We start from the raw sequence: 23,011 nt of genomic DNA on the forward strand, positions 1-23,011 counted from the left end.
GTGCCGACGGCGGTCGGCCGCGCGCGACGATCGTCGCCATCGGTCCGCCCGGCGGCCAGCGGCGGCCGTCGCGCACCGCCCTGAGCCACCTCAAGCGCGTGTTTCGGCGAGATGTTAAAGTGCCCGCTACCAACGAAGCGACCAATAATCCAGCCGGCCGCGCGTGGCGTTCTGCGCGCGGCCGTCACGCACTTGCGTCTCCATGTCGAACACCATGACTCACCGCCAGTCCGAACTGCTGCTGAATCGTCTCGAAGCGCTGAGCTCGGGCCCGACGCGGCAGCATCTGCCCGACGGCCTGCGCGGCATCGAAAAGGAAAGCCTGCGCGTGACGCGCGACGGGATGATCGCGTTTACGCCGCATCCGCGCGCGCTCGGTTCGGCCCTCACGCACCCGTCATTGACGACCGACTATTCCGAGGCGCTGATCGAACTGATCACGCCGGCGGAAGCCGACGCGTCGCTCACGCTCGAACGTCTCGACGATCTGCACCGCTACGTGTATGCGTCGCTCGGCGACGAGATGCTGTGGAACGACTCGATGCCGGGCCTGCTGCCGGCCGACGATGAAATCCCGATCGCCGATTACGGCATGTCGAATATCGGCCGCCTGAAGACGGTGTACCGCCGTGGCCTCGCGTATCGCTACGGTCGCACGATGCAGTGCATTGCCGGCATCCACTACAACTATTCGCTGCACGAGGAAGTGTGGCGGCGCTTGCATGCGGACGAAGGCTCGACGGCCACGCTCGTCGACTATCAGTCGGAGCGCTATCTCGCGCAGGTTCGCAACTTCCGCCGCCGCAGCTGGCTGCTGATGTACCTGTTCGGCGCGTCGCCCGCGCTCGACGCGAAATTCCTGCGCGGCAAGCCGCACAAGCTCGACACGTTCGACGCCGATACGCTGTACCGGCCCTATGCGACGAGCTTGCGGATGAGCGACCTCGGTTACTCGAACACGACCGCGCAGGCCGCGCTGCAAGTCGACTACAACACGCTGCCCGGCTATCTCGACGCGCTGTCGAAGGCCGTGAGCGAGCCGTATCCGCCGTACGAGGCGATCGGCACGCATCGCGACGGCGAGTGGATCCAGATCAACACGAACGTGCTGCAGATCGAGAACGAGTTCTACTCGACGATCCGGCCGAAGCGCGTCACGTATTCGGGCGAGCGTCCGCTTCATGCGCTTGCGTCGCGCGGCGTGCAGTACATCGAAGTGCGTTGCCTCGACATCGATCCGTTCGAGCCGACCGGCATCGCGCTCGATACCGCCCGCTTCATCGACGCATTCCTGCTCGCGTGTGCGCTCGACGAGAGTCCCGTGCTCGATTGCGACGCATACAAGGAAGCGAATGCGAACTTCGGCAGCGTGACGATGGACGGGCGCAAGCCGGGGCTCACGCTGATGCGCGACGGCCAGCCGGTCACGCTGCAGGCATGGGCCGACGAGTTGATGACCGACATCGAAACAATCGGGCGCCGTCTCGACGAGATTCGCGGCGGCGACGAGCATACGCGTGCGATCGCCGCGCAGCGCGAGAAGCTCGCCGATCCGGAGCGCACGCCGTCGGCGCGCGTGCTGCGCGAGATGCGCGAGAACGGGCAGTCGTTCCTCGCGTTCGCGCGCGCGCACAGCGAAGCGCATGCCGCGCACTTCCGCGCGAATCCGCCGTCGGCGGAGACGATGCGCACCGAGCAGGCGCTCGCGGCAAAGTCGCTGGCCGAGCAGGCCGAGCTGGAAGCGAAGGAGGCCGGATCATTTGACGCATTCGTCGCGGCCTATCGTGCATACACGCTGAACCGCTTCAGCGTGTAATGGCAGCTGCGCGTCGCGCGGCGGGCAGGCCGCCGGCGGGTGGTCGCGTATTTACGCGCCCGGCCCGGTTTCGTCCGCTTCAGTGATGCGCGTACGTGTCGCGATCGACCCCGTGCGGCAGCGCCGGCTTCCCCGATTCCACGTTCGCATGGCCGTCTCGGCCGTAGCCGGCCGCGTCGCCGCGCGCCTGCGCGGCGCGCTGCATGATCTCCTGCATGTTTTGCGGAAAGTCGGGACTGCTGGCGAGACTCGGCCGGTAGCCGGCTGCCTGCAGTTCCGCGAGTTCCTGGCGAACTTGCGCACGCGTCAGCGCCGACGCGGCCTGGGCCTGGGCGGCGACAGCCGAGCCGATCAGCAGTAACGCGCAGGCAGCAAGTTTCATGGTTTTCATCGTGTTTGCTCCGTGAGGTCTCCGGAGCCGTGCCGTTTTCCGGCGCGGGCGGAATCGATGCAGCCAGTCTAGGCTTCGGATGCCAAACGAAACACCCCGCTCGCCGTCAGTCACCTTTGTCGACTGAGCAACATTGCGCCGCCGGCTTGCTGGCGCGCGCGTCAGCGGGCCGTTAGCCGCCGTTCAGCGTGCCGCGGATGCCGTGTATCGGCGCCACGCGTATGGGGCTTGCCCTCCTTGTGAAAGCGCGATGTGCCTCCTAACCTCTTTTAAGCGACCGATCGGTCGGCGCTGCGGCATGGTTGCATGCACAAGCGTTGGATGGATGATCGTCGCCGCCGTGGAACACACGTTTGATACGGGACCGGGGCATGCGCAGGCGTCAGGGCGTTCGCTTCAGTCGAAGGCGAAGCATGGAACCGGAGCAAGCGCTAAAGGGCCAACTCCGGTCGACCGCGAAGCATGGGACCGGAGCAAGCGCTAAAGCGCTAACTCCGGTCGACACGGAGACACGAGACACGATGAATCCCACCGCAACCCTGCCGCCCGGCATCCTGTTCGCGCAGCCGTTGACGCCCGTCGCCAACTCGCTGTTCCTGTCGTTCCTCGTCGCCGTGATCCCGATCGCGGTCGCACTGATCGCGCTCGGCGTGCTGCGCCGGCCGGCGTGGCAAGCGTCGCTGGCCGGGCTCGTCGCTGGCCTCGCAGTCGCGATCGGCGCCTGGGGCATGCCGGCCGGCCTCGCGTTCAACGCGGTCGGCGCCGGCATGGCGCTCGCGGTCGTGCCGGTGATGTGGATCGTGTTCAACGCGCTGCTGCTGTACAACATTGCGGTGAAGTCGGGCCGCTTCGACCAGTTCCGGCAATGGATGCTCGACAACCTGCCCGACGACCGCCGCCTCGTGCTGCTCGTCGTCGCGTTCTCGTTCGGCTGTCTGCTCGAAGGGATCTCCGGCTTCGGCACGCCGGTCGCGATCACCAGCGCGCTGCTGATCGCACTCGGCTTCCCCGCACTCGAAGCGCTCACCTACACGCTGCTGTTCAATACGGCACCGGTCGCGTTCGGCGCGCTCGGCGTGCCGATCACCGTGCTCGGTGCGGTCACGTCGCTGCCGCCCGCGACGCTCGGCGCGATGGTCGGCCGGCAACTGCCGTTCTTCGCGCTGCTGCTGCCGTTCTACGTGGTCGGCGCATACGGCGGCCTGCGCTCGATTTCGAAGCTGTGGCCCGCGCTGCTCGTGTCGGGTGCCAGCTTCGCGATCGCCCAGTTCGTCACGTCGAACTTCCTCGGCTACCAGCTCACCGATGTGCTGTCGTCGCTCACGTCGCTGATCGTCACGATCGGCTTCCTGCAGGTATGGAAGCCCCAGCCCGATCCGCAATATGCGCTCGCGCGCAGCGTGCCCGCCACGGCCGGCGCCGCGCGCGCGGGCTTTGGCGGCTGGCTGCCGTGGATCGTCGTGTCGGTGGTCGTGATCGTCTGGGTGCACGCGAACATCGCGGCGATCGGCGACGTGAAGATCCAGTGGCCGGGCCTGCACAACACGGTGTTCGTGTCGCTGTACCACAAGCCATATGCGGCGATCTGGGACTTCCAGCCGCTCGGCACCGGCACCGCGATCCTGATCTCGGCGATCATCACGGCCGTGCTGACGCGCACCGGCGTCGGCGCGTTCTTCGAATGCGTGGTCAAGACGTGGCGGCAGACGTGGATCGCGATCGTCACGGTGATGATGATCGTCGGGCTCGCCTACCTGCTGAACTACTCGGGGATCAGCTACACGCTCGGCACCGGCGTCGCGTCGACCGGTGCGCTGTTCCCGCTCGTGTCGGCGTCGCTCGGCTGGATCGCGGTGTTCCTGTCCGGCAGCGACACGTCCGGCAATGCGCTGTTCGGCAACCTGCAGGTCGTCGCCGCCAGGCAGCTCGGCCTCGATCCGGTGCTGATGGCCGCGACCAATTCGTCGGGCGGCGTGATGGGCAAGATGATCTCGCCGCAGAACATCGCGACGGGCGTGTCGACGACCGACCTGAAGGGGCAGGAAGGTGTCGTGTTCGCGCGCACCTTCTGGCACAGCGTGATCCTCACGCTGCTGCTCGGCGTGCTCGTGTTTCTGCAGCAGCACGTGCTGACGTGGATGATCCCCGCGCTGCCGAAGTGACGCGCGGCGGGAAGCCGCAACGAAGCACGAGGAAAGCCACGAGAGAAGGCGTGGGAAAAGCGCCGGAAAGTGCAGGAAGGTGCAGGAAGGTGCAGGAAAGTGCGATCCGAAATTCGCGAAACCGGTGAACGCGCGCGGCGGCTCAACGCGCGTTCGCCGGCCGCGCGATTGACTTTTGGAAACTGAAAACTGTTGACAATCTATCGGGGCGAGGGTATACAAGGATCATTCGCCGACATGGCGCCCTCGTTTTTTTCACCCGCAGCTGCGCTGCCTGCCCGACCATGACTGCCCCGAACGCGCTCAACGCCATCGAACTCCTGCAAAGCCAGTCGCTCGCGATGATTGTCCAGGACATGCTCGAGCGTGCGATCGTATCCGGCGAATACGCGCCGGGCGAGAAACTCAACGAAGTCGATATCGCGACCAAGCTGAACGTGTCGCGCGGTCCCGTGCGTGAGGCGTTCCGCGCGCTCGAGCAGGCCGGGCTGCTGCGCAACGAGAAGAACCGCGGCGTGACGGTGCGCGTCGTGCCGCTGCGCGAGGCCGAGGAGATCTACGAAGTGCGCGCGATGCTCGACGAGTCGGTCGCGCGCGCGCTCGCGAAGCGCATTTCGCCCGACACGCTGAAGGTGCTGAAGGGCATCATCCAGTCGATGAAGGATGCGGCGAAGACGCACGACGTCACGCGCTACACCGAGCTGAACGTGCAGTTCCACGACGCGATGGTGGTCGGCGTCGGCAATACGCACCTCACCGACACCTATCGCCGGCTCGTGCGCCAGCTCGGGCTGCTGCGCCAGGCCGCGATCGAGGCCGAGGAGGATGCGATCGCGGTGTCGGCGGCCGAGCACGACAAGATCGTTCAGGCGCTCGCGAGCGGCGACGAGGAGAAAGCGGTCGCGCTGGTGCGCGAGCACGTCTCGCACGGCCTCGCACGGATGCGCCGCACGCATGAGCAGGGGCTGCCGGGAGCGGGCAAGGCGGCGCGGGAGAGGGCCGGCGCGTGAGCGGACGCGGTACGTGTCGCCGCACATCCATGACGAAAGAATGCGGCGATCGCCGGTAAGCGACTATTTGCCGCCTCGTTTGTCGAAGAAATCGTCGAGGACCCAGCCGGTACCGGATTCGCAGCGCACTTGAGTGTATGCGTAAATTTTGGCAACACGATCCGTCAGAGGAACGCAGGACTCGCCTTTCCCGATCGTAAAGATTGGCTGGGTTCTATCGTCGTTGGGCTCGGCGAAGGCAGGCATGTCTTGAAGCGCCGTCCATTGCTCATCTCTATATTTCGAGCACGCACTGAACATCACGACGAGTGCGGCTAATAGCAGAAAGCGCGTCATTTCTTTGGGTATCGTCTGATTCCAATCAATCGTTTCGAATGGTGCAGACCGGTCATCAAATCCGCTGGGGATATGATACCCGGGAGCTGCCATCTCGGGTCGTAAGCCAGTATTCCCGCCTTGCCGAGTATTTCGGCTATATTTGATGAGCAGTTGTTGTCGACAAGAGAGTGGTGCTTGTTTTCATTCCGCCTCTTTATTATCTCGGAAATAATAATCCCTTTTTCGGCCTCGGAGGCGTTGACGAGATAGCCGACCGTATCGCGTTGCATCTTGGTTTGTTGACGATTCAGGTAGTTCAAGACATTATCAACGTCCCATCCCGGATGGGCTCTGCCGTATACAACTCCATCGACTGCGATCGCTGCATGTCCGAACTGTGATCCCCTTGAGATGGATCGGGAGTCGCTAATCAAGATTTCGATAGTGGATGACCGGTGCATGAAAAATGCGAGGAATCCATTTTTTGTTGAAAACGTGAAATCCTATCATGTCGGTTTTGTCAATAAAATCGAGATAATGGAAGGGTGGTATGTCGCGTAATGAATGTATCGTTAATCCACTCGGCATCGGGACGGGTCTTATTGATTTGCAGTTAATTACATGGCGGACTGATTGATTTAGAGAAGGCAAGGCATCGACGATTTGACTTGTTCTATTGAAGGACTTTCCCTTCCTTGTTATCCGTGCGGTGCGCGAGCTCGAATCGAAGTCGGTGATGCGGCAGCCCTGGCGAGCCGGGTGCGTTTCTTGACCCCCATCACATCGTGCTCGTCAGTCACGCCTTGTCGGCCTTCCCCGCCGCACTCGCAAACTTCGCGAGCCACGTGTCGACGAGCGCCGGCTGCCGGCTCTCGTCTTCCGCTCGCTCCTTGCGGCGGATCGCGTTGCGCACGACGTGCGCGCCGACATAACGAATCGGCTCCGGCGGGAAAACCCCAAGCGGGCCGCGCACGATCGGGCTGCGCGTCCACGCGTTGTCTAGGCCGAGCACCAGCGACGACAGGATCTGCCCGCCCATGTAGGTCGGTCCGACGCCGTTGCCCGAATAGCCGAAGCCGTAGAACACGTTCGGTGCGTCGTCGAGGCGGCCGAAGAACGGGAAGCCCGTCACCGAGCGGTCCGACGGGCCGTTCCAGCTCGCGGTGACCGGCACGCCCGCGAGCGACGGGAAGAATTCGCGCAGGCTGCGCGTGAGCTGCGCCTCGTACGGCGAGCGCCGGTCGAACACCGGCGCGATGCGGCTGCGCCACGAGAACGTGTTGCCGCCCTTGCCGAGCATCAGCCGGCCATCGGCGGTCGTGCGGTAGTAGTACACGAAGATCCGCGAATCGAGCACCGACACGCCGTCCACGAGCCCGGTCTGCTCGAGCAGTTCCGGGCATTTCTCGGTGATGACCATGTCGCTCGATACGACGGCGATCGTGCGTTCGAACTGCGGGAAGCGGCTCGCCATCCACGCGTTGATCGCGAAGACCAGCTTGTCCGCCCGCACGCTGCCCGACGGTGTGCGCACGACGGCCGGCTGCCCCGGCGTGAAGTCGACGAACGGCGTGCGCTCGTAGATCCGGATCCCCATGTCGAGCGCGACGCGCCGCAGCCCGCGCACGAGCTTGCCCGGATGCACGGTCGCGGCGATCGGCGAGTACACGCCGTCGAGATTGCGCGCGGAGCCCGAGCGGCGCACGACTTCGGCGGCCGGCAGCGGCTCGTAGCTGTGGATGCCGCACGCGGCGAGCGCGTCGAGCACCGGCGCGAGCGTGCCGACCTGCGCGCGCGACGTGGCGGTGTACAGCGTGCCGTCGAGCCGCAGTTCGGCACCGATCCGATGCGCGCGGCAGAAGTCGGCAATGTGCTGGACGGCTGCCTCCGACGCCTTCACGAGCCGGATCGCTTCCGCTTCGCCGAACAGGCGGCGCAGCGTCAGGAATTTCGCGGACCATGTGAGCAGGCACCCGCCGTTGCGTCCGCTCGCGCCGGCGCCGCACAGATCGGCCTCGAGTATCGCGATGTCGAGCGCCGGGTTCTGCTGCTTCGCCTGGATCGCGGTCCAGAGCCCCGTGAAGCCGCCGCCGACGATACAGACGTCGGCCTGCGTCGCACCCTGCAGCGCGCGGGCGAGATCGCCGTCGTTGAACAGTGCTTGTTCGATCCAGAAAGGTCGCATCGGGTGTCGTGCCGGTAAGGGTCGGATGGCCGTGCCGCGCACGGCGGGAAAGCGAAAACGAAACCGCCGTACGGCGACGCGCGGCGGGTGGGCCGCGCGCCGCAGTGCGGCCGGGTGTGTCGCGTCAGGCCGCCGCTTCGGCGGACACGCGGCGCACGCCCATCGCCTTCAGCGTGTCGGCGATCGCGGCGACCGCGCCCGGAATACCGGCTTCGCCGAAGTGGCCGATGCAGCCGACGCGGAACGTGTCGACTTCGGTCAGCTTGCCCGGATACAGAATGTAGCCGCGCTTTTTGACCTCCTGATAAAACCGCTTGAAGTCGTAGTTCGGATCGTCCGGCGCGTGGAACGTGACGATGATCGGCGCCTGGATCGCCGGATCGAGGAACGGCCGGAAGCCGAGCGCGCGCATCCCGTCGATCAGCGCGCGATAGTTGCGCTGGTAGCGGCCGCCGCGTGCGGCCAGGCCGCCTTCGTCGACGTACTGCGCGACGGCCGCGTCGAGCGCCGCGACCACGTGCGTCGGCGGCGTGAAGCGCCATTGCGTCGTGCGCTGCATGTACACCCACTGGTCGTACAGGTCCATCGCGAGCGAGTGGCTATTGCCTTCGCAGCGTTCGAGCGTCGCGCGCTTCGCAATCACGAAGCCGAGCCCCGGCACGCCTTCGAGGCATTTGCCGGATGCCGCGATCACCGCGTCGAACGGCGTCGTGCGCGCGTCGATGTCGATCGCGCCGAACGAGCTCATCGCGTCGACGATCAGCCCGCGGCCGTGCTTCGCGACGACCTGCGCGACGTCATGCAGCGGGTTCAGCACGCCGGCGCCGGTTTCGCAGTGCACGAGCGCGACGTGCGTGATGGTCGGATCGCTGACGAGTGCCCGTTCGACGTCGGCGGGATCGACGCGGCGGTCCTCGCTGTAGTCGATCGTCGTGAGCTTGCGGCCGAGCACGCGGCAGATCTTGGCGAGGCGCGCGCAGTACGCGCCGTTGTTCGGCACGAGCACGTGGCCGTCGCGCGGCACGAGCGTACCGATCGCGGCCTCGACCGAAAATGTGCCGCTGCCCTGCAGCGGCACGCATTCGTGCGTGCCTTCGCCGTGCACGATCTGCAGCAGCCGTTCGCGCAGTCGAGCGGTGATCGCGTTGAAGTCGCTGTCCCACGAACCCCAGTCGCGCAGCATCGCGTCGCGCGTGCGGTCCGAGGTCGTGAGGGGGCCAGGGGTGAGCAGGATGGGCTGGGTGGCGAGCGTCATGGTGTCTCCTTGGTGAAGTCGGGACGTCACGTGAATGCGGCTAACGGATCAACGGCGATGCGGGGTGCGCCAGGCTTGCGTGCGGCGCAACAGCCGGTGCGAGATGCAGGCGAACAGCACGCAGGCGAACGACGAGGTCGCGAGCACGAGCGTCGCCATCGCGGCGGCCGGGCCCATCTGGCCCGCGTCGTCGAGGTTCAGGATCGCGACGGAAGCGGGCTGCGTGTCCGGCGAGTACAGGAACGCGACGGCGGAGACCGTCGTCATCCCGTTGACGAACAGGTAGCGCGCGATCAGCAGGATCGCAGGCAGGCACACGGGCACGGTCACGCGCAGGAAGGTCTTGTAGAACGGCACCTTCAGCGACGCCGACACGGCCTCGAACTCGCTGTCGATCTGCCTGAGCGCGGTGACGGCGGTCAGGTGGCTCGACGCGTAGTAGTGGACGACGGTCACGATCGCGAGCAGCCACAGCGACCCGTACAGCCCGTTCAGCGGATTGCCGGGCGCGTTGAACAGGAAGATGTAGCTGATGCCGAGCACGAGGCCCGGCACGCCCATCGGCAGGATCGCGCACAGGGCGATGAAGCCGCGCAGCCAGCGCGCGCCGCGAGTCTTCTCGATCAGGTACGCACCGCCGAACACGACGATCGTGCCGCCGAGCGCGACGGTCGCGGCCATCCGCAGGCTGTTCTTGTACGCATCGAAGATGCCGGCGCCGATCAGTCCCATCTTGTAGTGCTGCAGCCCGAGGCTCATCTGGTACGGCCAGAACTTCACGAACGACGCGAACACCGAGATGCCGACGACCGCGATGAAGAACGCGCAGACGAGCGCGCAGTACGCGAGCATCGCGAAGTCGAAACCGCGCGACGGCTTCGGCTGGTACGGCGTCGAGCGTGCGCCGAGCTGAGACTGCTGGCGGCGGCGGATGAAGAAGTCGACGCCGAACGCGACGAGGGCCGGGCACAGCAGCATCAGGCTCACGACCGCGCTGCGGTTGAAGTCCTGCAGCCCGATGATCAGCTTGTAGATGTCGGTCGACAGCACGTTGTACGAACCGCCGATCACCACCGGCACGCCGAAGTCGTTGATGCACATCGTGAACGCCACCATCGTCGCGCTGATCAGCCCGTACTTCGCGCCGGGCAGCGTGATCGTGAAGAACTTGCGCGTGCGGCTCGTGCCCATTGCGTCGGCGGCTTCGTAAAGCCGGCCGTCGGCGAGCGACAGCGCGGTGACGAGAATCATCAGCACGTGCGGGAACGACGCGTACACCATGCTCGCGACGATCCCCGGCAGCCCGTAGATCGAATGGCCGTGCAGCAGCGGCTTGAGCAGCCCCGCGTTGCCGAACCAGTAGATGAACGACACGGCGGACAGCAGCGTCGGCGCGAGCAGCGGCAGCAATGCGATCGTGCGTGCGGCGTTCTTCAGCGGCATGCACGAGCGCGTGAGCGCATACGCGAACGTGAACGCCATCGGCACGACGATCGACGTGACGAGTGCGCCGACCGTCAGCGAATGGAGCATCGAGCGCAGCACGCCGCTGTCCTCGAGATATTCGACGAAGTTGTGCGCGCCGACGAAATGGCCGTCCGCATCGACGAAGCATTTCTGCACGACGAGCGCGAGCGGAAGCAGCAAGAACAACGACATCAGCGCAGCCATCGCGACGAGCGCGAGTTGCGCGATGCGGTCGTGCCAGTGCGTGATCTGGCGCACGTCGGCGGGGGCGGCCGCGCCGCGGCGGCGTTCGGTGAGGACCGTGCTCATTGCAGTCGCTCCTTTGCGCTCGGGAACACGCGGACATGCTCGCGATCGAGCGCGAGGTCGATGCGCGCGCCGGCCTGCACGCCGGTGCGGTCGACGTCGTGATACGACAGGTCGGCGACGATCTCCTGGCCGTCGAGCCCGTCGATCCGGAAACTCACGCGGCAGAACGCGCCGAGGAACTCAAGCTTCTCGACGCGGCCGGCCAGCACGTTGTCGGCCGTCTCGCCCGGAATGCGGATGCGCAGGTCCTCGGGCCGCACGTAGACCGACACGGCCGCGCCCTGTGCGGGCCGGGCGGTGCCGTGCCGGCAGTCGAAGCCGACGCCGCCCGCGCGCAGCGTGCCGTCCTGCGCGACTTCGGCGGCAATCGTATTGACGCGGCCGATGAAGTCCGCGACGAACGGCGACGCGGGCTGCCGGTAGATTTCGAGCGGCGTGCCGATCTGCTCGATCACGCCGTGGTTCATCACGACGATCCGGTCCGCCATCGACAATGCTTCTTCCTGGTCGTGCGTGACCATGATCGTCGTCACGCCGAGCCGCTGCTGCAGCGCGCGGATTTCCTGGCGCAGTCGCACGCGCACGCGGGCGTCGAGCGCCGACAGCGGCTCGTCGAGCAGCAGCAGGCCGGGCGACGTCGCGAGCGCGCGTGCCAGCGCGATGCGCTGCTGCTGGCCGCCGGACAATTGACCGGGATGCTTGCGATGGCTGTCGGGCAGGCCGACCAGCGCGAGCAGCGTATGCACGCGCTTGTGGATCTCGTCGCGCTTCATCTTGCGGTTCACGAGCCCGTACGCGACGTTGTCGTAGACGGTGAGGTTCGGAAACAGCGCGTACGACTGGAACACGATGCCGTAGTCGCGCAGTTGCGGCGGCAGCCGCGAGATGTCGCGGCCGTCCTGCGTGATGTGGCCGGCGCTTTGCGCCTCGAGCCCTGCGATGATCCGCAGCAGCGTGGTTTTCCCGCAGCCGGACGGCCCCAGGAAGCAGATCATCTCGCCCTTCATCACGCTCAGGTTGATGTCGGTGAGGACCTGTGTGTCGTTGTACCGCTTTTCGATGCGTTCTACGCTCAGATAGGGTGCCATGCACGCCTCCACGCTGCGGGTGGCCCGCAAGCGGGCCGGATACGACGAAGGGAAGGGATGCGGGGCGGCGCGTCGCGCAGCCCCGCTGCCTGTTGTGGCGTTACTGCTGCGTCATTGCTGGGTTTTCGCCCCGTAGCGCTTCTGCCAGGTGTCGAGGATCGACTGGCGGTTCTTCGCGGACCACACGAAGTCGTTCTTCACGAGCAGGTCCGAATAGTTGTCGGGGATGCCGGTCAGCTTGCGCGCGACGCCCGGGTACGCGACGATCGCCCACCAGCGCGCGGTGATCTCGTTCGCGTCCTTGCTGGCCATGAAATCGGCGAGCTTCTTCGCGGCGTCAGGCTGCTTCGTCGTCTTCATGACCGCGGTGCCTTCCATGTCCCAGCCGAGCCCTTCCTTCGGGAACACCAGGTCGATCGGCGCACCCTGCGCCTGCAGTTCATGGCCGCGGAACTCGAACGAGATGCCGATCGGGAATTCGCCGGTGCCGGCGAGCGTGCACGGCTTCGAGCCCGAGTGCACGTACTGCGCGACGTTCTTGTCGAGCGCATCCATGAATTTCCAGCCACGGTCGTCGCCGAAGGTCTGCAGCCACGCGGTCACGTCGAGGTAGCCGGTGCCCGACGACACCGGGCTCGGCATCACGATCGCGCCCTTGTAGATCGGCTTCGTCAGGTCTTCCCACGACGTCGGTTTCGGGATGTTCTTCGCCTGCGCGGCGACGCGGTTGTAGCAGATCGTCGCGCCCCACACGTCCATGCCGACCCAGTGCGGCGGCGTGTTCGCATCGCTGTACTTGCGCGTGAGCTGGTCGAAGCCCTTCGGCGAATACGGCATCAGCATCCCCTGCAGGTCGAGCAGCGTGAGGCTCGATGCGGCGAGGCCGAGCACGACGTCCGCGCGCGGGTTGTTCTTTTCGGCGAGGAGTTTCGCGGTGACCGAGCCGGTCGAGTCGCGCACCCAGCGGATCTCGATGTCGGGGTTCGCCTTCTCGAACGCGTCCTTGTAGGGCTTCATCGCCTCGTCTTCCAGCGCGGTGTAGACGAGCAGCGACGTCTTCGCGTGGGCCGCCTGCGCCGCGCCCAGTGCGACTGCGGCGGCCAGCGCGAGACGGGCCACGCCCGTCGCCCATCCATTCAAACGCTTGTGTACCGGCACTTCGTTCATCTTCAGACCCCTTGACTGTGGCGCCGCGGCGAGCGGCGGATGAGTGGAGACCAGCCCTCTTTGTGCTTCCTCGTGCTTTCGTATTTTGCTTTCTGTTCTCTGCATGTTGTTGACAATCTACAAATCATCCATTTTAATGTCAAGCATGGAAAACACCTCCTCGGCGCGGCGCGGGCGCCGACAGCTCAACCCCCTTCGAACCGAAAGGACTGAACGTCATGACTGAAACGCCTGTATCCGTGGAAGTGAACGGCCGCCGCTACAACTGGATGAGCCGCCCCGTGGTGGTCGTCTGCGTCGACGGCTGCGCCTATGAATATCTCGAGATGGCGGCCGAGGCCGGCGTCGCGCCGTTCCTGCGCACGCTGCTGAAGCCGGGCACGGCGCTCAAGGGCGAGTGTGTGGTGCCGAGCTTCACGAACCCGAACAACCTGTCGATCGTGACCGGCGTGCCGCCGGCGATCCACGGGATCAGCGGCAACTACTTCTACGATCGCGACACCGGCGCCGAGGTGCTGATGAACGATCCGAAGTACCTCGTCGCGCCCACCGTGCTCGCGACCTTCGCCGAACAGGGCGCGCGCGTCGCGGTCGTCACCGCGAAGGACAAGCTGCGGCGCCTGCTCGGCAAGGGGCTCAAGGGCATCTGCTTCTCGTCGGAAAAGGCCGACGAGGCGAGCATCGAGGAAAACGGCATCGACAACGTGCTCGAACTGGTCGGCAAGCCGGTGCCGAGCGTGTACAGCGCGGACCTGTCGGAATTCGTGTTCGCGGCCGGCGTGCGCCTGCTCGAGACGCGCCCGATCGACCTGATGTACCTGTCGACCACCGACTACGTGCAGCACAAGTGCGCACCCGGCACGGACGGCGCGAACGCGTTCTACCAGATGATGGACACGTACCTGAAGCGGCTCGACGAACTCGGCGCGATCGTCGCGATCACGGCCGACCACGGGATGAACGCGAAGCACGACGGCGAGACCGGCGAGCCGAACGTGATCTACCTGCAGGAGCTGTTCGACGAGTGGCTCGGCCACGATGCGGCGCGCGTGATCCTGCCGATCACCGATCCGTACGTCGTGCACCACGGCGCGCTCGGCTCGTTCGCGACGGTCTACGTGCCTGGTTCCGCCGATGCCGACGCGCTGCGCGCGCGGCTCGCCGCGGTGGACGGCATCGAGGTCGTGCTGACGGGCGCCGAAGGCTGCGCGCGGTTCGAGCTGCCGCCGGCGCGGATGGGCGACCTGATCGTGATCTCGAAGCAGGATGTCGTGCTCGGCACGCGCCGCATCAAGCACGACCTGTCCGGCCTCGACGTGCCGCTGCGCTCGCACGGCGGGATCTCCGAGCAGATCGTGCCGCTGATCTTCAGCAAGCCGGTCGCGACCGACGTTTCGGGCCGCGCGCGGCTGCGCAACTTCGACATCATCGACATCGCGCTCAACCATCTGCAGTGATACGCACGTATCCGCCAGGGAGATACTCATGAACGCCATTGCAGCATCGACGGGTGTCCGCGCGCTTCATCGTGAAGCACTGCGAATCGACGGTGAGCGGATTTATCGCGACGAAGTCATCGACGTGCGCAACCCGTACGACGGCTCGCTCGTCGGCACCGTGCCGAAGGCGACGCTCGACGACGTGCGGCGCGCATTCGCGGTCGCGCGTGCATACCGGCCGTCGCTCACGCGCCACGAGCGTGCGGCGATCCTGCGCCGCGCGGCCGACATCGTGCGTGCGCGCACCGCCGAGATCGCGGCGCTGATCACGGCCGAGGCCGGGTTGTGCATCAAGGATTCGACGTATGAAGCCGGGCGCGTCGCCGACGTGCTCACGTTCGGCGCGGGCGAAGTGCTGAAGGACGACGGGCAGATCTTCTCGTGCGATCTGACGCCGCACGGCAAGAAACGCCGCGTGTACACGCAGCGCGAGCCGCTGCTCGGCGTGATTTCCGCGATCACGCCGTTTAACCATCCGATGAACCAGGTCGCGCACAAGGTCGTGCCGTCGATCGCGACCAACAACCGGATCGTCGTGAAGCCGTCGGAGAAGGTGCCGCTGTCGTGCTACCTGTTCGCGGACATCCTGTATGAAGCCGGCCTGCCGCCGCAGATGCTGCAGGTGATTACCGGCGACCCGAAGGAAATCGCGGACGAGCTGATCACGAACTCGGCGATCGACCTGATCACCTTCACCGGCGGCGTGTCGATCGGCAAGTCGATCGCGTCGCGGATGGGCTACCGGCGCGCGGTGCTCGAGCTCGGCGGCAACGATCCGATCATCGTGATGGAAGACGCCGATCTCGACGAGGCAAGCACGCTCGCCGTGTCGGGCTCGTACAAGAACTCGGGGCAGCGCTGCACCGCGATCAAGCGGATGCTCGTGCACGAGGCGGTGGCCGATCGCTTCACCGAGCTGGTCGTCGAGAAAACCCGCGCTTGGGGCTACGGGAACCCGGCCGATCCGTCGGTCGACATGGGCACGGTGATCGACGAAGCGGCCGCGAAGTTCTGCGAGCAGCAGGTGAACGACGCGATCGCGCGCGGCGCGCGCCTGCTGGTCGGCAACGTGCGCGACGGTGCGCTGTACTCGCCAACCGTCATCGATCGCGTGACGCCCGACATGCCGCTCGTGAAGTACGAGACGTTCGGGCCCGTGTCGCCGATCATGCGCTTTCGCGACATCGACGAGGCGATCCGGATGTCGAACAGCACCGACTACGCGTTGTCGTCGTCGGTCTGCACGAACCGCTTCGACAACATCACGCGCTTCATCACGGAGCTCGAGGTCGGCAGCGTGAACGTGCGCGAGGTGCCGGGCTACCGGCTCGAGCTCACGCCGTTCGGCGGCGTGAAGGATTCGGGCCTCGGCTACAAGGAAGGCGTGCAGGAGGCGATGAAGAGCTTTACGAATACGAAAACCTATTCGCTGCCCTGGTAAGCCGCACTTCCCGATGCACCCGCGCGGGTGCGCCTACCGGTCGAGCACGGCGGCGACAATCGCCTCCGGCGCATCTTCCTGGACCAGGTGACCCGCGCGCGGCACCCTGATCAGCTTGCCGTTCGCGATGCGATCGGCAAGCGCCTGCCCCTGTTCGAGCGGAATCCATCCGTCGTCCTCGCCCCATACGATGTGCACCGGAAAGTCCGGCGGCGCATAGCGGGCCTCCGCTTCCTCGATGTAGCGCTGGCGCATCTGTGCGATCTGGCGATAGAACGCGGCCTGGCCGGCCGGCGTGAGCCACGGCGAGCGGTAGATCGACAGCACGTCGTCGCTCAACGGCTGCGCGACCGCATTGCCGATATAGGCTGACACCAGCGCATGATGCGCATAGGCCGGCAATCCGGTGAACGCGGCTTCGTGCTGCGCGACATGCCGCACGAACGGCGAGCCTTGCGGCGCGATCGCGACCGGGTTCACGAGTGTCAGGTCCGAATATGCGATGCCGTCGAGGAAATGCGCGCGCAGCACGGTCGCACCGCCGTAATCGTGCGCAAGCACGCGCGGGCGCGAAATATTCCATTCGTCGAGCAACGCGCCGAACAGCACGTTCTGCCGTCCGAGCGATACGTCCGCGTCGGGCATGTCCGACTGGCCATAGCCGAGCAGGTCGTAGAAGAACACGCGATGGCGCCGCGCAAGCCACGGTGCGATCCGGCGCCACACCTGCGATGAAAACGGCGTGCCGTGCACGAGCACGAGCGGGGGGCCTTCGCCGAGCGTACCCCATGCGATCCGGTGACCTTCGAAAATGAAGCGATTGGCGAGATCGAGCATCGGCGCCTCCGTGCTAACCTGTTTTGGTTATTAACAGGTTACGCCTGTTCATCCGGATATGAAACCTATAGGCGGAAATAAATGGTTACTCGACGCGAGCCTGCGCGACAGGCGCACGCATGGAGCGCGGCCGATTTCGTCGGCGGCCATCCGGCGCTCGATTTCCTGAACACGGTGGCCGACACGGGCAGGACGCGCGCCGACGACAAGTTCGTCGACTGGCTGGCCGTGCGTGCGTGGGCCGGAAAGTCAGGGTTGCTGGAGGCGGCCGACCTGACGCGGTTCCTGCGTCATCCGCGGCAGGATGGCGCAGATGAACTCTCCGCGCTGCATGGATTTCGCGAGGATGCGTATGCGGCGCTCACGTACCTCACGGCCGGCGACGGCGGCAGCGCAGGCGCGCGAGCGGTGGACCGGCTCGCCGTGGCGATTCGCGATGCGATCGGGCGCAGCACATTCGACGTGGTCGATGGCCGCTTCGCGTGGCGCCCTGATGCGCGCGCCGCGTCGCGCTGGATCGATGCGGCCGCGCTCGGGTTCGAGCATCTCCTGCGCGGCGACGACTTCGCGCGTGTGCGGCAGTGCGGCCGTTGTACCTGGTTCTTCGTCGATCGCGGCCGCGGCGTCGGGCGACGCTGGTGCGACATGCGCACGTGCGGGAACCGCGCGAAGGTGGAGGCGTTCAGGGAGCGGTGAGGGTGGGGCGCGACGTTGACGGCTCGGCTTCGCGTTCGTCATTCGGCGATTTCGAGCGGCCGGTGCTCCGGCCACAGCACGCCTGCGACGAACAGTCCGGCGACGAGGAACGGCGTGCCGATCGCGAACAGGATTGCCGTGAGTTCCCATCGATCCCAGAACCGGTCGACGACTGCGCGCTCGGGCGTGACCGGGTCGTACAGCACGTTGACGATTTCGCCTTCGTACAGCCCGGGATGCGATGACGTCGAGTCTTGTGCGAACGTGACCAGGCGGCCGCTGTCGGTCGTGAACGCGATGCTCACTGAATAGAGTGATGTGCGGGCGCGGGGCGAGTGTGTTGTTTCGGCGATCTCGACGACATGACCGGTCGAGTGCGCGTAATGGCGGGCGATCTGCCACTGGCGCAGCCCGACTGCGCCGGCGCTGGCCAGGAAGCCGGTGCCGATCGCGATCGGTACCAGCACGATCGCGATGTTCCAGCGGCGCCGGACCGCCTTGCGTGCGGCCAGTGCGGAAAGCGTGTCGAGTTGCCGGCTGCGGCGCTCGTTCACGTACAGCAGGCTGCCGATCGCAAGCGACACGACCGCGAGCAGTGCCGGGACCGCGACGGGAAACCAGCGTTGCGCGAAATCGTCGATGAGCACGGGACGGTTCGGATGGTCCGGGTCGACCAGGATGTCGACGCTTTCGCCGATGTCGTACGCCGGGACCGTCGATGCGGTATTGCCGACGACTTCGTGGCGCTGGCCGTCGTTCGCGAGATAGGTGACGATCGGACGATATGCACGCATCGCGTCGTTGTCCTGCACGATGCGCACGACCGTGCCCGGCGCGCGGAGCAGATGGCCGGCCGCGCGGCTCGCGATGACGGCGAGCGCGGCCGCGACCACGAGCAGCGCAATGCCGAGCGCGAACGCGACGAGGGCGTCCTTACGCAGCATGAGCGGATCCGCTGCGCGCGTCGTGCGACGGGTCCGGATGCGATCGGGGGGCGGGCGCGACTCGACGTGCGCGCCGATATCGGCGCGACCATGCCCTTTGAATGGTCGCGTCTCGCTCGGATGATTCCATGTGTAACGTCCCATGCTCTCTCAGAGCCGGCGGCGATACGGCGATCACCGTGACGGCCATGTGATATTTATCGGACGATTCTAGCGGAAAGTGTATGGGCGAGGAGGCATGTATGTGATTGCCTGCCGTGATGCGACAGCGGCCGGGCGGCGCCGAAAGGTGTGCGAAACCAATGGAAAAAGCCCGGTTAGCTTTCGCTAACCGGGCTTCGGAATTCCTGGTGGGGCGTGAGTGACTCGAACACTCGACCTACGGATTAAGAGTCCGCTGCTCTACCAACTGAGCTAACGCCCCCAACAGAAGAGAGATTATGCATGGGTATTTCGGTCTTGGCAAGTGCTTTCTGCAAATTCCCTCAAAATATTTCGTGACCCCTACGGCGGCTGTCGGCGCGGTAACGAGCCATCGCAGTTGGCGCGCTCCCGGTATGATGACGTCCACACTCGTTGCGCGGCGGTCGCGCAACGTTTTCTGGACATTCGAAGATGGACGAAAACGCAGTCCGCGAATTGCTGGATCGCCTGCTGGCCCCGTGGGTCCGCTCGCTTGGTCTGGTCCCCGTATCGATCGGCGACGACAGCGTCACGATGCGCCTGCCGTTTTCCGGCGAATTCCGTCATTCGGGTGGCATCATCTGCGGCCAGGTGTTCACGGCCGCCGCCGACACCGCGATGGTGGTGGCGATCTCGGCCGCTCTCGGCGAGTTCCGGCCGATGACGACCGTATCGCTGAACACGAACTTCATGCGGCCGGTGCGCAAGGGCGACGTGCTCGTCACCGCGCGCGTGCTGCGGATGGGCCGCAACCTGGTATTCGGCGAAGTCGAGCTGTTCGACGAGGACGGCAAGATGGCCGTTCACGCGACGTCGACCTACGCGCTCGTCGGCTGAGCCGCGCGATGTTCGACCAGATCGTCTTCGCGGGAGGCGGCAATCGCTGCTGGTGGCAGGCCGGCTTCTGGGGCGTCGCGCAGCCGGCGCTCGGCTTGCGCCCGCGCGTGATTGCCGGCATCTCGGCCGGCGCGGCGACGGCCTGCATGCTGTATACGCGCGACGCCGCGTGGGTGATGCGCTATTACGAGGAAGCGCTGCGCCACAACCGCAAGAACGCGTACTGGGGCAACCTGTTCGGGCGCGAGCCCGTGTTCCCGCATTACCGGATCTACCGCCAGGCGCTGCTCGACATCTACGGCGAGCCGTTCGCGCAGCTCGCCGGCGCACCGGAGATCCGCATCGGCGTGTCGCACGTGCCGCGCTGGCTCGGCGCACGCAGCGCGGTCGCCGCGGGCCTCGTCGCGTACAACATCGAAAAGTACGTGCGCAAGACGCTGCACCCGACGCTCGGGCGCACGCTCGGCTTCCGGCCCGAGTTCGTGCGCGCGCAGGCCTGCACGAGCGTTGACGAACTCGCCGACCTGATCCTGCAGTCGTCGTGCACGCCGCCGTTCACGCCGGTGCTGCGGCGCGGCGGCCGGCCGGTGCTCGACGGCGGGATGGTCGACAACGTGCCGGTCGACGCGCTCGACCCGTCGCCGGGCGACGTGCTGGTGCTCGTCACGCGGCTGTATCCGCGCCCGCAGATGTTCACGGTTGCGCATGGCGACCAGCGGCGGCTATACGTACAACCGTCGAGCAAGGTGCCGATTTCGAGCTGGGATTACACGAGTCCGTCGCAGATGCGGCATGCATACGACCTCGGGCGGCGCGACGGCGAGCATTTCCTCACGCGCGTCGACGCGAGGACGGGCGGCCGTGTGACGGCCTGAAGGCGGGAGCGGGGCCGCGGCGCGCGCGGCCCGCACTGGTCAACGCACGCGGCGCGGCGTCAGCGCTTCCGGGTTGACGACGCTCGACAGGTCGCCCTGGTCGAACGCAAGGATGTTCCGGAACGCCGCGCTGAAATAGAGTTCGTAGCTTTCGCGTTCGACGTAGCCGATGTGCGGCGTGCAGATCACGTTTTCCATCCGCAGCAGGCTGTAGCCCTGCAGGATCGGCTCGCTTTCGAACACGTCGATCGCGACCATCCCCGGGCGGTTGTGCGACAGCGCGTTGACGAGCGCGTTTTCCTCGAGCAGCTCCGCGCGGCTCGTGTTGACGAGCAGCGACGTCGGCTTCATCCGCATCAGGTCTTCCTGCTTGACGATTCCGCGCGTGTCATCGTGCATGCGCAGGTGCAGCGACAGCACGTCGCTCTGCTCGAACAGCGCCTCGCGGCTTTCGGCGGCCGTGTAGCCGTCGGCGCGTGCGGCTTCGAGCGAATGCTCGCGACCCCAGATCAGCACGTTCATCCCGAACGCCTTGCCATAGCCGGCGACCAGCCGGCCGATCTTGCCGTAGCCCCAGATGCCGAGCGTCTGGCCGCGCAGTACCTGGCCGAGGCCGAAGTTCGGCGGCATTGCCGACGTCTTCAGGCCCGACTGCTGCCAGGCACCCTGCTTGAGGTTCGCGACGTACTGCGGAATGCGGCGCTGGGCGGCCATCACGAGCGCCCAGGTCAGTTCGGCCGGCGCGACCGGCGAACCCGTGCCTTCGAGCACCGCGATGCCGCGGTCGGTACACGCTTCGAGGTCGATGTGGCTCGAGATACGGCCGGTCTGGCTGATCATGCGCAGGTTCGGCAGCTTGGCGAGCAGTTGCGACGAAATCGGCGTGCGTTCGCGAATCAGCACGAGCGCCTCGACTTCCGCGAGACGGCTCGCGAGTTGCCCCAGGCCGCGCACCGTATTGTTGAAGACCTTCACGTCGTGCTCGGCAAGCATCTCGAAGCAGTTCAGCTTGCGGACGGCGTCCTGGTAGTCGTCGAGGATGGCAATTTTCATGATCAGCGGGAGTCGCGCGTTGAAAGCGGCGGTGGCGGCGGCGCACGTCGCGCACCCGTCCCGCCCGGCCGGGGCCGACATGATGCTACGTCGGCGCACATCGTGGTGTCTTTTTAACAGGTTGTTACGCTCCGCCGCAATCGGCGCCGGCCTGACTCCGCGGCGCTCTCGTACGGGGCGGCGGGGTGCGCTGCTGTGTCGCATCAAACACGTCCTTCCTGATTCGGCCGTTTACCCGACGAGGTTCACCCAATTGTTGCTCCAATCAGAATAATTGGATCATCCATTCGCGATGAGTGAGGATTTTTGACTATTTTTATCGTCAACCGCGGCGTTGTTGAGCAACTCTGCATCATTTCCGCTGTCGTAGGAGAATTACGCATTTGCTTCAACTTTTTGAAGTTGTAACAGCGGCAGGAGTCGTTTATGGATCATTTGCAGTCGATGCGCGTGTTCGTCAAGGTTGCGGATCTCGGCAGTTTCGCGCGGGCCGCGAGTGCAATGGATATCTCCAACGCGGTCGCGACGCGTCACGTTGCCGATCTGGAAGGCCGGCTCGGCACGCGGTTGCTGAACCGCACCACGCGCAGCCTTTCACTGACGGAGTCGGGCCAGGTCTATCTGGAGCGGGCGCGCCAGATTCTCGATGAGCTCGAAGATGTCGAGCAGATGGTCGTCGCGCGCAATCACGAGCCGGTCGGCACGTTGCGCATCGTCGCGCCGGTCGTGTTCGGCCTGCACAACCTTGCTCCTGTCCTGCAGTCGTACACGGAGAATTTCCCGAAAGTGGTGCCGGATCTGACGCTGGTCGACCGCCAGGTCGATCTCGTCGAGGAAGGTTTCGACGTCGGCATCGTCGTCACGCGCCAGATGCGCAGCGCGAGCATCGTCACGCGGCGGCTGACCACGGGCTGCATGACCGTGTGCGCGACGCCGAGCTACCTGGAAAAACACGGCGTGCCGACCCACCCAGAACAGCTCGCCGAGCATCCGGCGCTGAGCCTGCCGACCGAATACTGGGGCGACGAGCGCGTGTTCACGGGGCCGGATGGCGAAGTGCGCGTGCGCCCGACCAACGTGATCGTCGCGAACAACACCGCGATGCTGCGCCAGTTCGCGCTGCTCGGGATGGGTGTTGCGATCCTGCCGAGCTACCTGATCGGCAGCGACATCGCGCGCGGTGCGCTGGTGCGGCTGCTGCCGGATTTCCGGCTGCCGCAGGTCGAGATCAACATCGCGTATCCGAGCCGGCGCCACCTGCCCGCGAAGGTGCGCACGTTCATCGACCACCTCGTCGAGTATTTCAGCCACTCGACCGACGCGATGATGGGCGAACAGTGGGTTGCACAGGGTGCGGCGCCTGCGCCGATCGGCGTCGAGATGCGTGCCGAGCCGGCCGAGTCGACCGACCCGAACCTGCAGCCGCGTCTCGCGCGTGCGCCGCGCGCGCGCGTTGCGGTGCCGTCTCCGCTGTAACG

The 23,011-nt window shown here is 65.8% G+C and carries 20 protein-coding genes and 1 tRNA gene; 9 read left to right on the top strand and 12 right to left on the bottom strand.

The window, feature by feature from the left end:
• Positions 1-202: 202 nt before the first annotated feature.
• Positions 203-1,816: a glutamate--cysteine ligase gene (gshA, locus tag DIE15_RS15545; RefSeq protein ID WP_185734478.1), complete on the top strand. Its 1,614-nt coding sequence runs from the start codon at positions 203-205 to the stop codon at positions 1,814-1,816.
• A gap of 79 nt (positions 1,817-1,895) precedes the next feature.
• Here the strand turns inward: gshA and DIE15_RS15550 are convergent, their stop codons facing one another.
• Positions 1,896-2,207, bottom strand: a complete 312-nt coding sequence (locus DIE15_RS15550) for a DUF4148 domain-containing protein (protein ID WP_057924659.1) — start codon at positions 2,205-2,207, stop codon at positions 1,896-1,898.
• 521 nt (positions 2,208-2,728) lie between these two features.
• On the opposite strand from DIE15_RS15550, the gene DIE15_RS15555 reads away from it, so the two are divergent.
• Complete coding sequence (locus DIE15_RS15555) at positions 2,729-4,369, top strand: L-lactate permease (protein ID WP_057924658.1); 1,641 nt, start codon at positions 2,729-2,731, stop codon at positions 4,367-4,369.
• 284 nt (positions 4,370-4,653) lie between these two features.
• Complete coding sequence (locus DIE15_RS15560) at positions 4,654-5,379, top strand: phosphonate utilization associated transcriptional regulator (RefSeq protein ID WP_057924657.1); 726 nt, start codon at positions 4,654-4,656, stop codon at positions 5,377-5,379.
• Positions 5,380-5,442: 63 nt separating this feature from the next.
• Here the strand turns inward: DIE15_RS15560 and DIE15_RS15565 are convergent, their stop codons facing one another.
• The 7 genes from DIE15_RS15565 to DIE15_RS15595 form a co-directional block, all read right to left on the bottom strand.
• On the bottom strand, positions 5,443-5,715 hold the full coding sequence (locus tag DIE15_RS15565) for a hypothetical protein (RefSeq protein ID WP_124833733.1): 273 nt from the start codon (positions 5,713-5,715) through the stop codon (positions 5,443-5,445).
• The gene (locus DIE15_RS15570; protein WP_124833734.1) at positions 5,712-6,017 is read right to left on the bottom strand and encodes a hypothetical protein; all 306 of its coding nucleotides are present in this window, start codon (positions 6,015-6,017) and stop codon (positions 5,712-5,714) included. Before DIE15_RS15570 ends, DIE15_RS15565 begins: the two co-directional genes overlap by 4 nt.
• 476 nt (positions 6,018-6,493) lie before the next feature.
• A complete protein-coding gene (locus DIE15_RS15575; protein ID WP_124833735.1) occupies positions 6,494-7,882 on the bottom strand; it encodes an FAD-dependent oxidoreductase in 1,389 nt (462 codons plus the stop codon).
• A gap of 124 nt (positions 7,883-8,006) precedes the next feature.
• Positions 8,007-9,137: a 2-aminoethylphosphonate--pyruvate transaminase gene (locus DIE15_RS15580; protein WP_057924653.1), complete on the bottom strand. Its 1,131-nt coding sequence runs from the start codon at positions 9,135-9,137 to the stop codon at positions 8,007-8,009.
• A gap of 48 nt (positions 9,138-9,185) precedes the next feature.
• On the bottom strand, positions 9,186-10,913 hold the full coding sequence (locus DIE15_RS15585) for a putative 2-aminoethylphosphonate ABC transporter permease subunit (RefSeq protein ID WP_057924652.1): 1,728 nt from the start codon (positions 10,911-10,913) through the stop codon (positions 9,186-9,188).
• Entirely contained in the window at positions 10,910-12,001 is a 1,092-nt protein-coding gene (locus DIE15_RS15590) for a putative 2-aminoethylphosphonate ABC transporter ATP-binding protein (protein WP_057924827.1), read from the bottom strand. Before DIE15_RS15590 ends, DIE15_RS15585 begins: the two co-directional genes overlap by 4 nt.
• A gap of 111 nt (positions 12,002-12,112) precedes the next feature.
• Positions 12,113-13,168, bottom strand: a complete 1,056-nt coding sequence (locus DIE15_RS15595) for a putative 2-aminoethylphosphonate ABC transporter substrate-binding protein (protein WP_057924651.1) — start codon at positions 13,166-13,168, stop codon at positions 12,113-12,115.
• Between the two features lie 218 nt (positions 13,169-13,386).
• On the opposite strand from DIE15_RS15595, the gene phnA reads away from it, so the two are divergent.
• Positions 13,387-14,625 carry a phosphonoacetate hydrolase gene (gene phnA, locus DIE15_RS15600; RefSeq protein WP_124833736.1) on the top strand — a complete coding sequence of 413 codons (1,239 nt, stop codon included), beginning with the start codon at positions 13,387-13,389 and terminating at the stop codon, positions 14,623-14,625.
• 28 nt (positions 14,626-14,653) lie between these two features.
• Positions 14,654-16,108 carry a phosphonoacetaldehyde dehydrogenase gene (gene phnY, locus DIE15_RS15605; RefSeq protein ID WP_124833737.1) on the top strand — a complete coding sequence of 485 codons (1,455 nt, stop codon included), beginning with the start codon at positions 14,654-14,656 and terminating at the stop codon, positions 16,106-16,108.
• A gap of 33 nt (positions 16,109-16,141) precedes the next feature.
• Here phnY and DIE15_RS15610 read toward each other — a convergent pair whose 3' ends face one another.
• Positions 16,142-16,945 carry an alpha/beta fold hydrolase gene (locus DIE15_RS15610; RefSeq protein WP_124833738.1) on the bottom strand — a complete coding sequence of 268 codons (804 nt, stop codon included), beginning with the start codon at positions 16,943-16,945 and terminating at the stop codon, positions 16,142-16,144.
• 81 nt (positions 16,946-17,026) lie between these two features.
• On the opposite strand from DIE15_RS15610, the gene DIE15_RS15615 reads away from it, so the two are divergent.
• Positions 17,027-17,641 carry a CGNR zinc finger domain-containing protein gene (locus tag DIE15_RS15615; protein ID WP_124833739.1) on the top strand — a complete coding sequence of 205 codons (615 nt, stop codon included), beginning with the start codon at positions 17,027-17,029 and terminating at the stop codon, positions 17,639-17,641.
• 38 nt (positions 17,642-17,679) lie between these two features.
• Here DIE15_RS15615 and DIE15_RS15620 read toward each other — a convergent pair whose 3' ends face one another.
• Both DIE15_RS15620 and DIE15_RS15625 read right to left on the bottom strand, forming a co-directional pair.
• A complete protein-coding gene (locus DIE15_RS15620) occupies positions 17,680-18,729 on the bottom strand; it encodes a DUF3592 domain-containing protein (protein ID WP_124833740.1) in 1,050 nt (349 codons plus the stop codon).
• Positions 18,730-18,933: 204 nt separating this feature from the next.
• Positions 18,934-19,009: transfer RNA gene (locus DIE15_RS15625), tRNA-Lys, on the bottom strand.
• 191 nt (positions 19,010-19,200) lie between these two features.
• Here DIE15_RS15625 and DIE15_RS15630 point away from each other — a divergent pair.
• Together DIE15_RS15630 and DIE15_RS15635 are read left to right on the top strand one after the other, a co-directional pair.
• A complete protein-coding gene (locus DIE15_RS15630; RefSeq protein WP_057924645.1) occupies positions 19,201-19,605 on the top strand; it encodes a PaaI family thioesterase in 405 nt (134 codons plus the stop codon).
• 8 nt (positions 19,606-19,613) lie between these two features.
• Complete coding sequence (locus tag DIE15_RS15635) at positions 19,614-20,480, top strand: patatin-like phospholipase family protein (RefSeq protein WP_124833741.1); 867 nt, start codon at positions 19,614-19,616, stop codon at positions 20,478-20,480.
• 39 nt (positions 20,481-20,519) lie between these two features.
• Here the strand turns inward: DIE15_RS15635 and DIE15_RS15640 are convergent, their stop codons facing one another.
• Positions 20,520-21,533 carry a D-2-hydroxyacid dehydrogenase family protein gene (locus DIE15_RS15640; protein WP_124833742.1) on the bottom strand — a complete coding sequence of 338 codons (1,014 nt, stop codon included), beginning with the start codon at positions 21,531-21,533 and terminating at the stop codon, positions 20,520-20,522.
• Positions 21,534-21,959: 426 nt separating this feature from the next.
• On the opposite strand from DIE15_RS15640, the gene DIE15_RS15645 reads away from it, so the two are divergent.
• Entirely contained in the window at positions 21,960-23,009 is a 1,050-nt protein-coding gene (locus tag DIE15_RS15645) for a LysR family transcriptional regulator (protein WP_124833743.1), read from the top strand.
• Positions 23,010-23,011: the final 2 nt, after the last annotated feature.

Source organism: Burkholderia sp. Bp9031 (assembly GCF_003857965.1).
In the GTDB taxonomy this organism is placed as follows: Bacteria; Pseudomonadota; Gammaproteobacteria; order Burkholderiales; family Burkholderiaceae; genus Burkholderia; species Burkholderia ambifaria_A.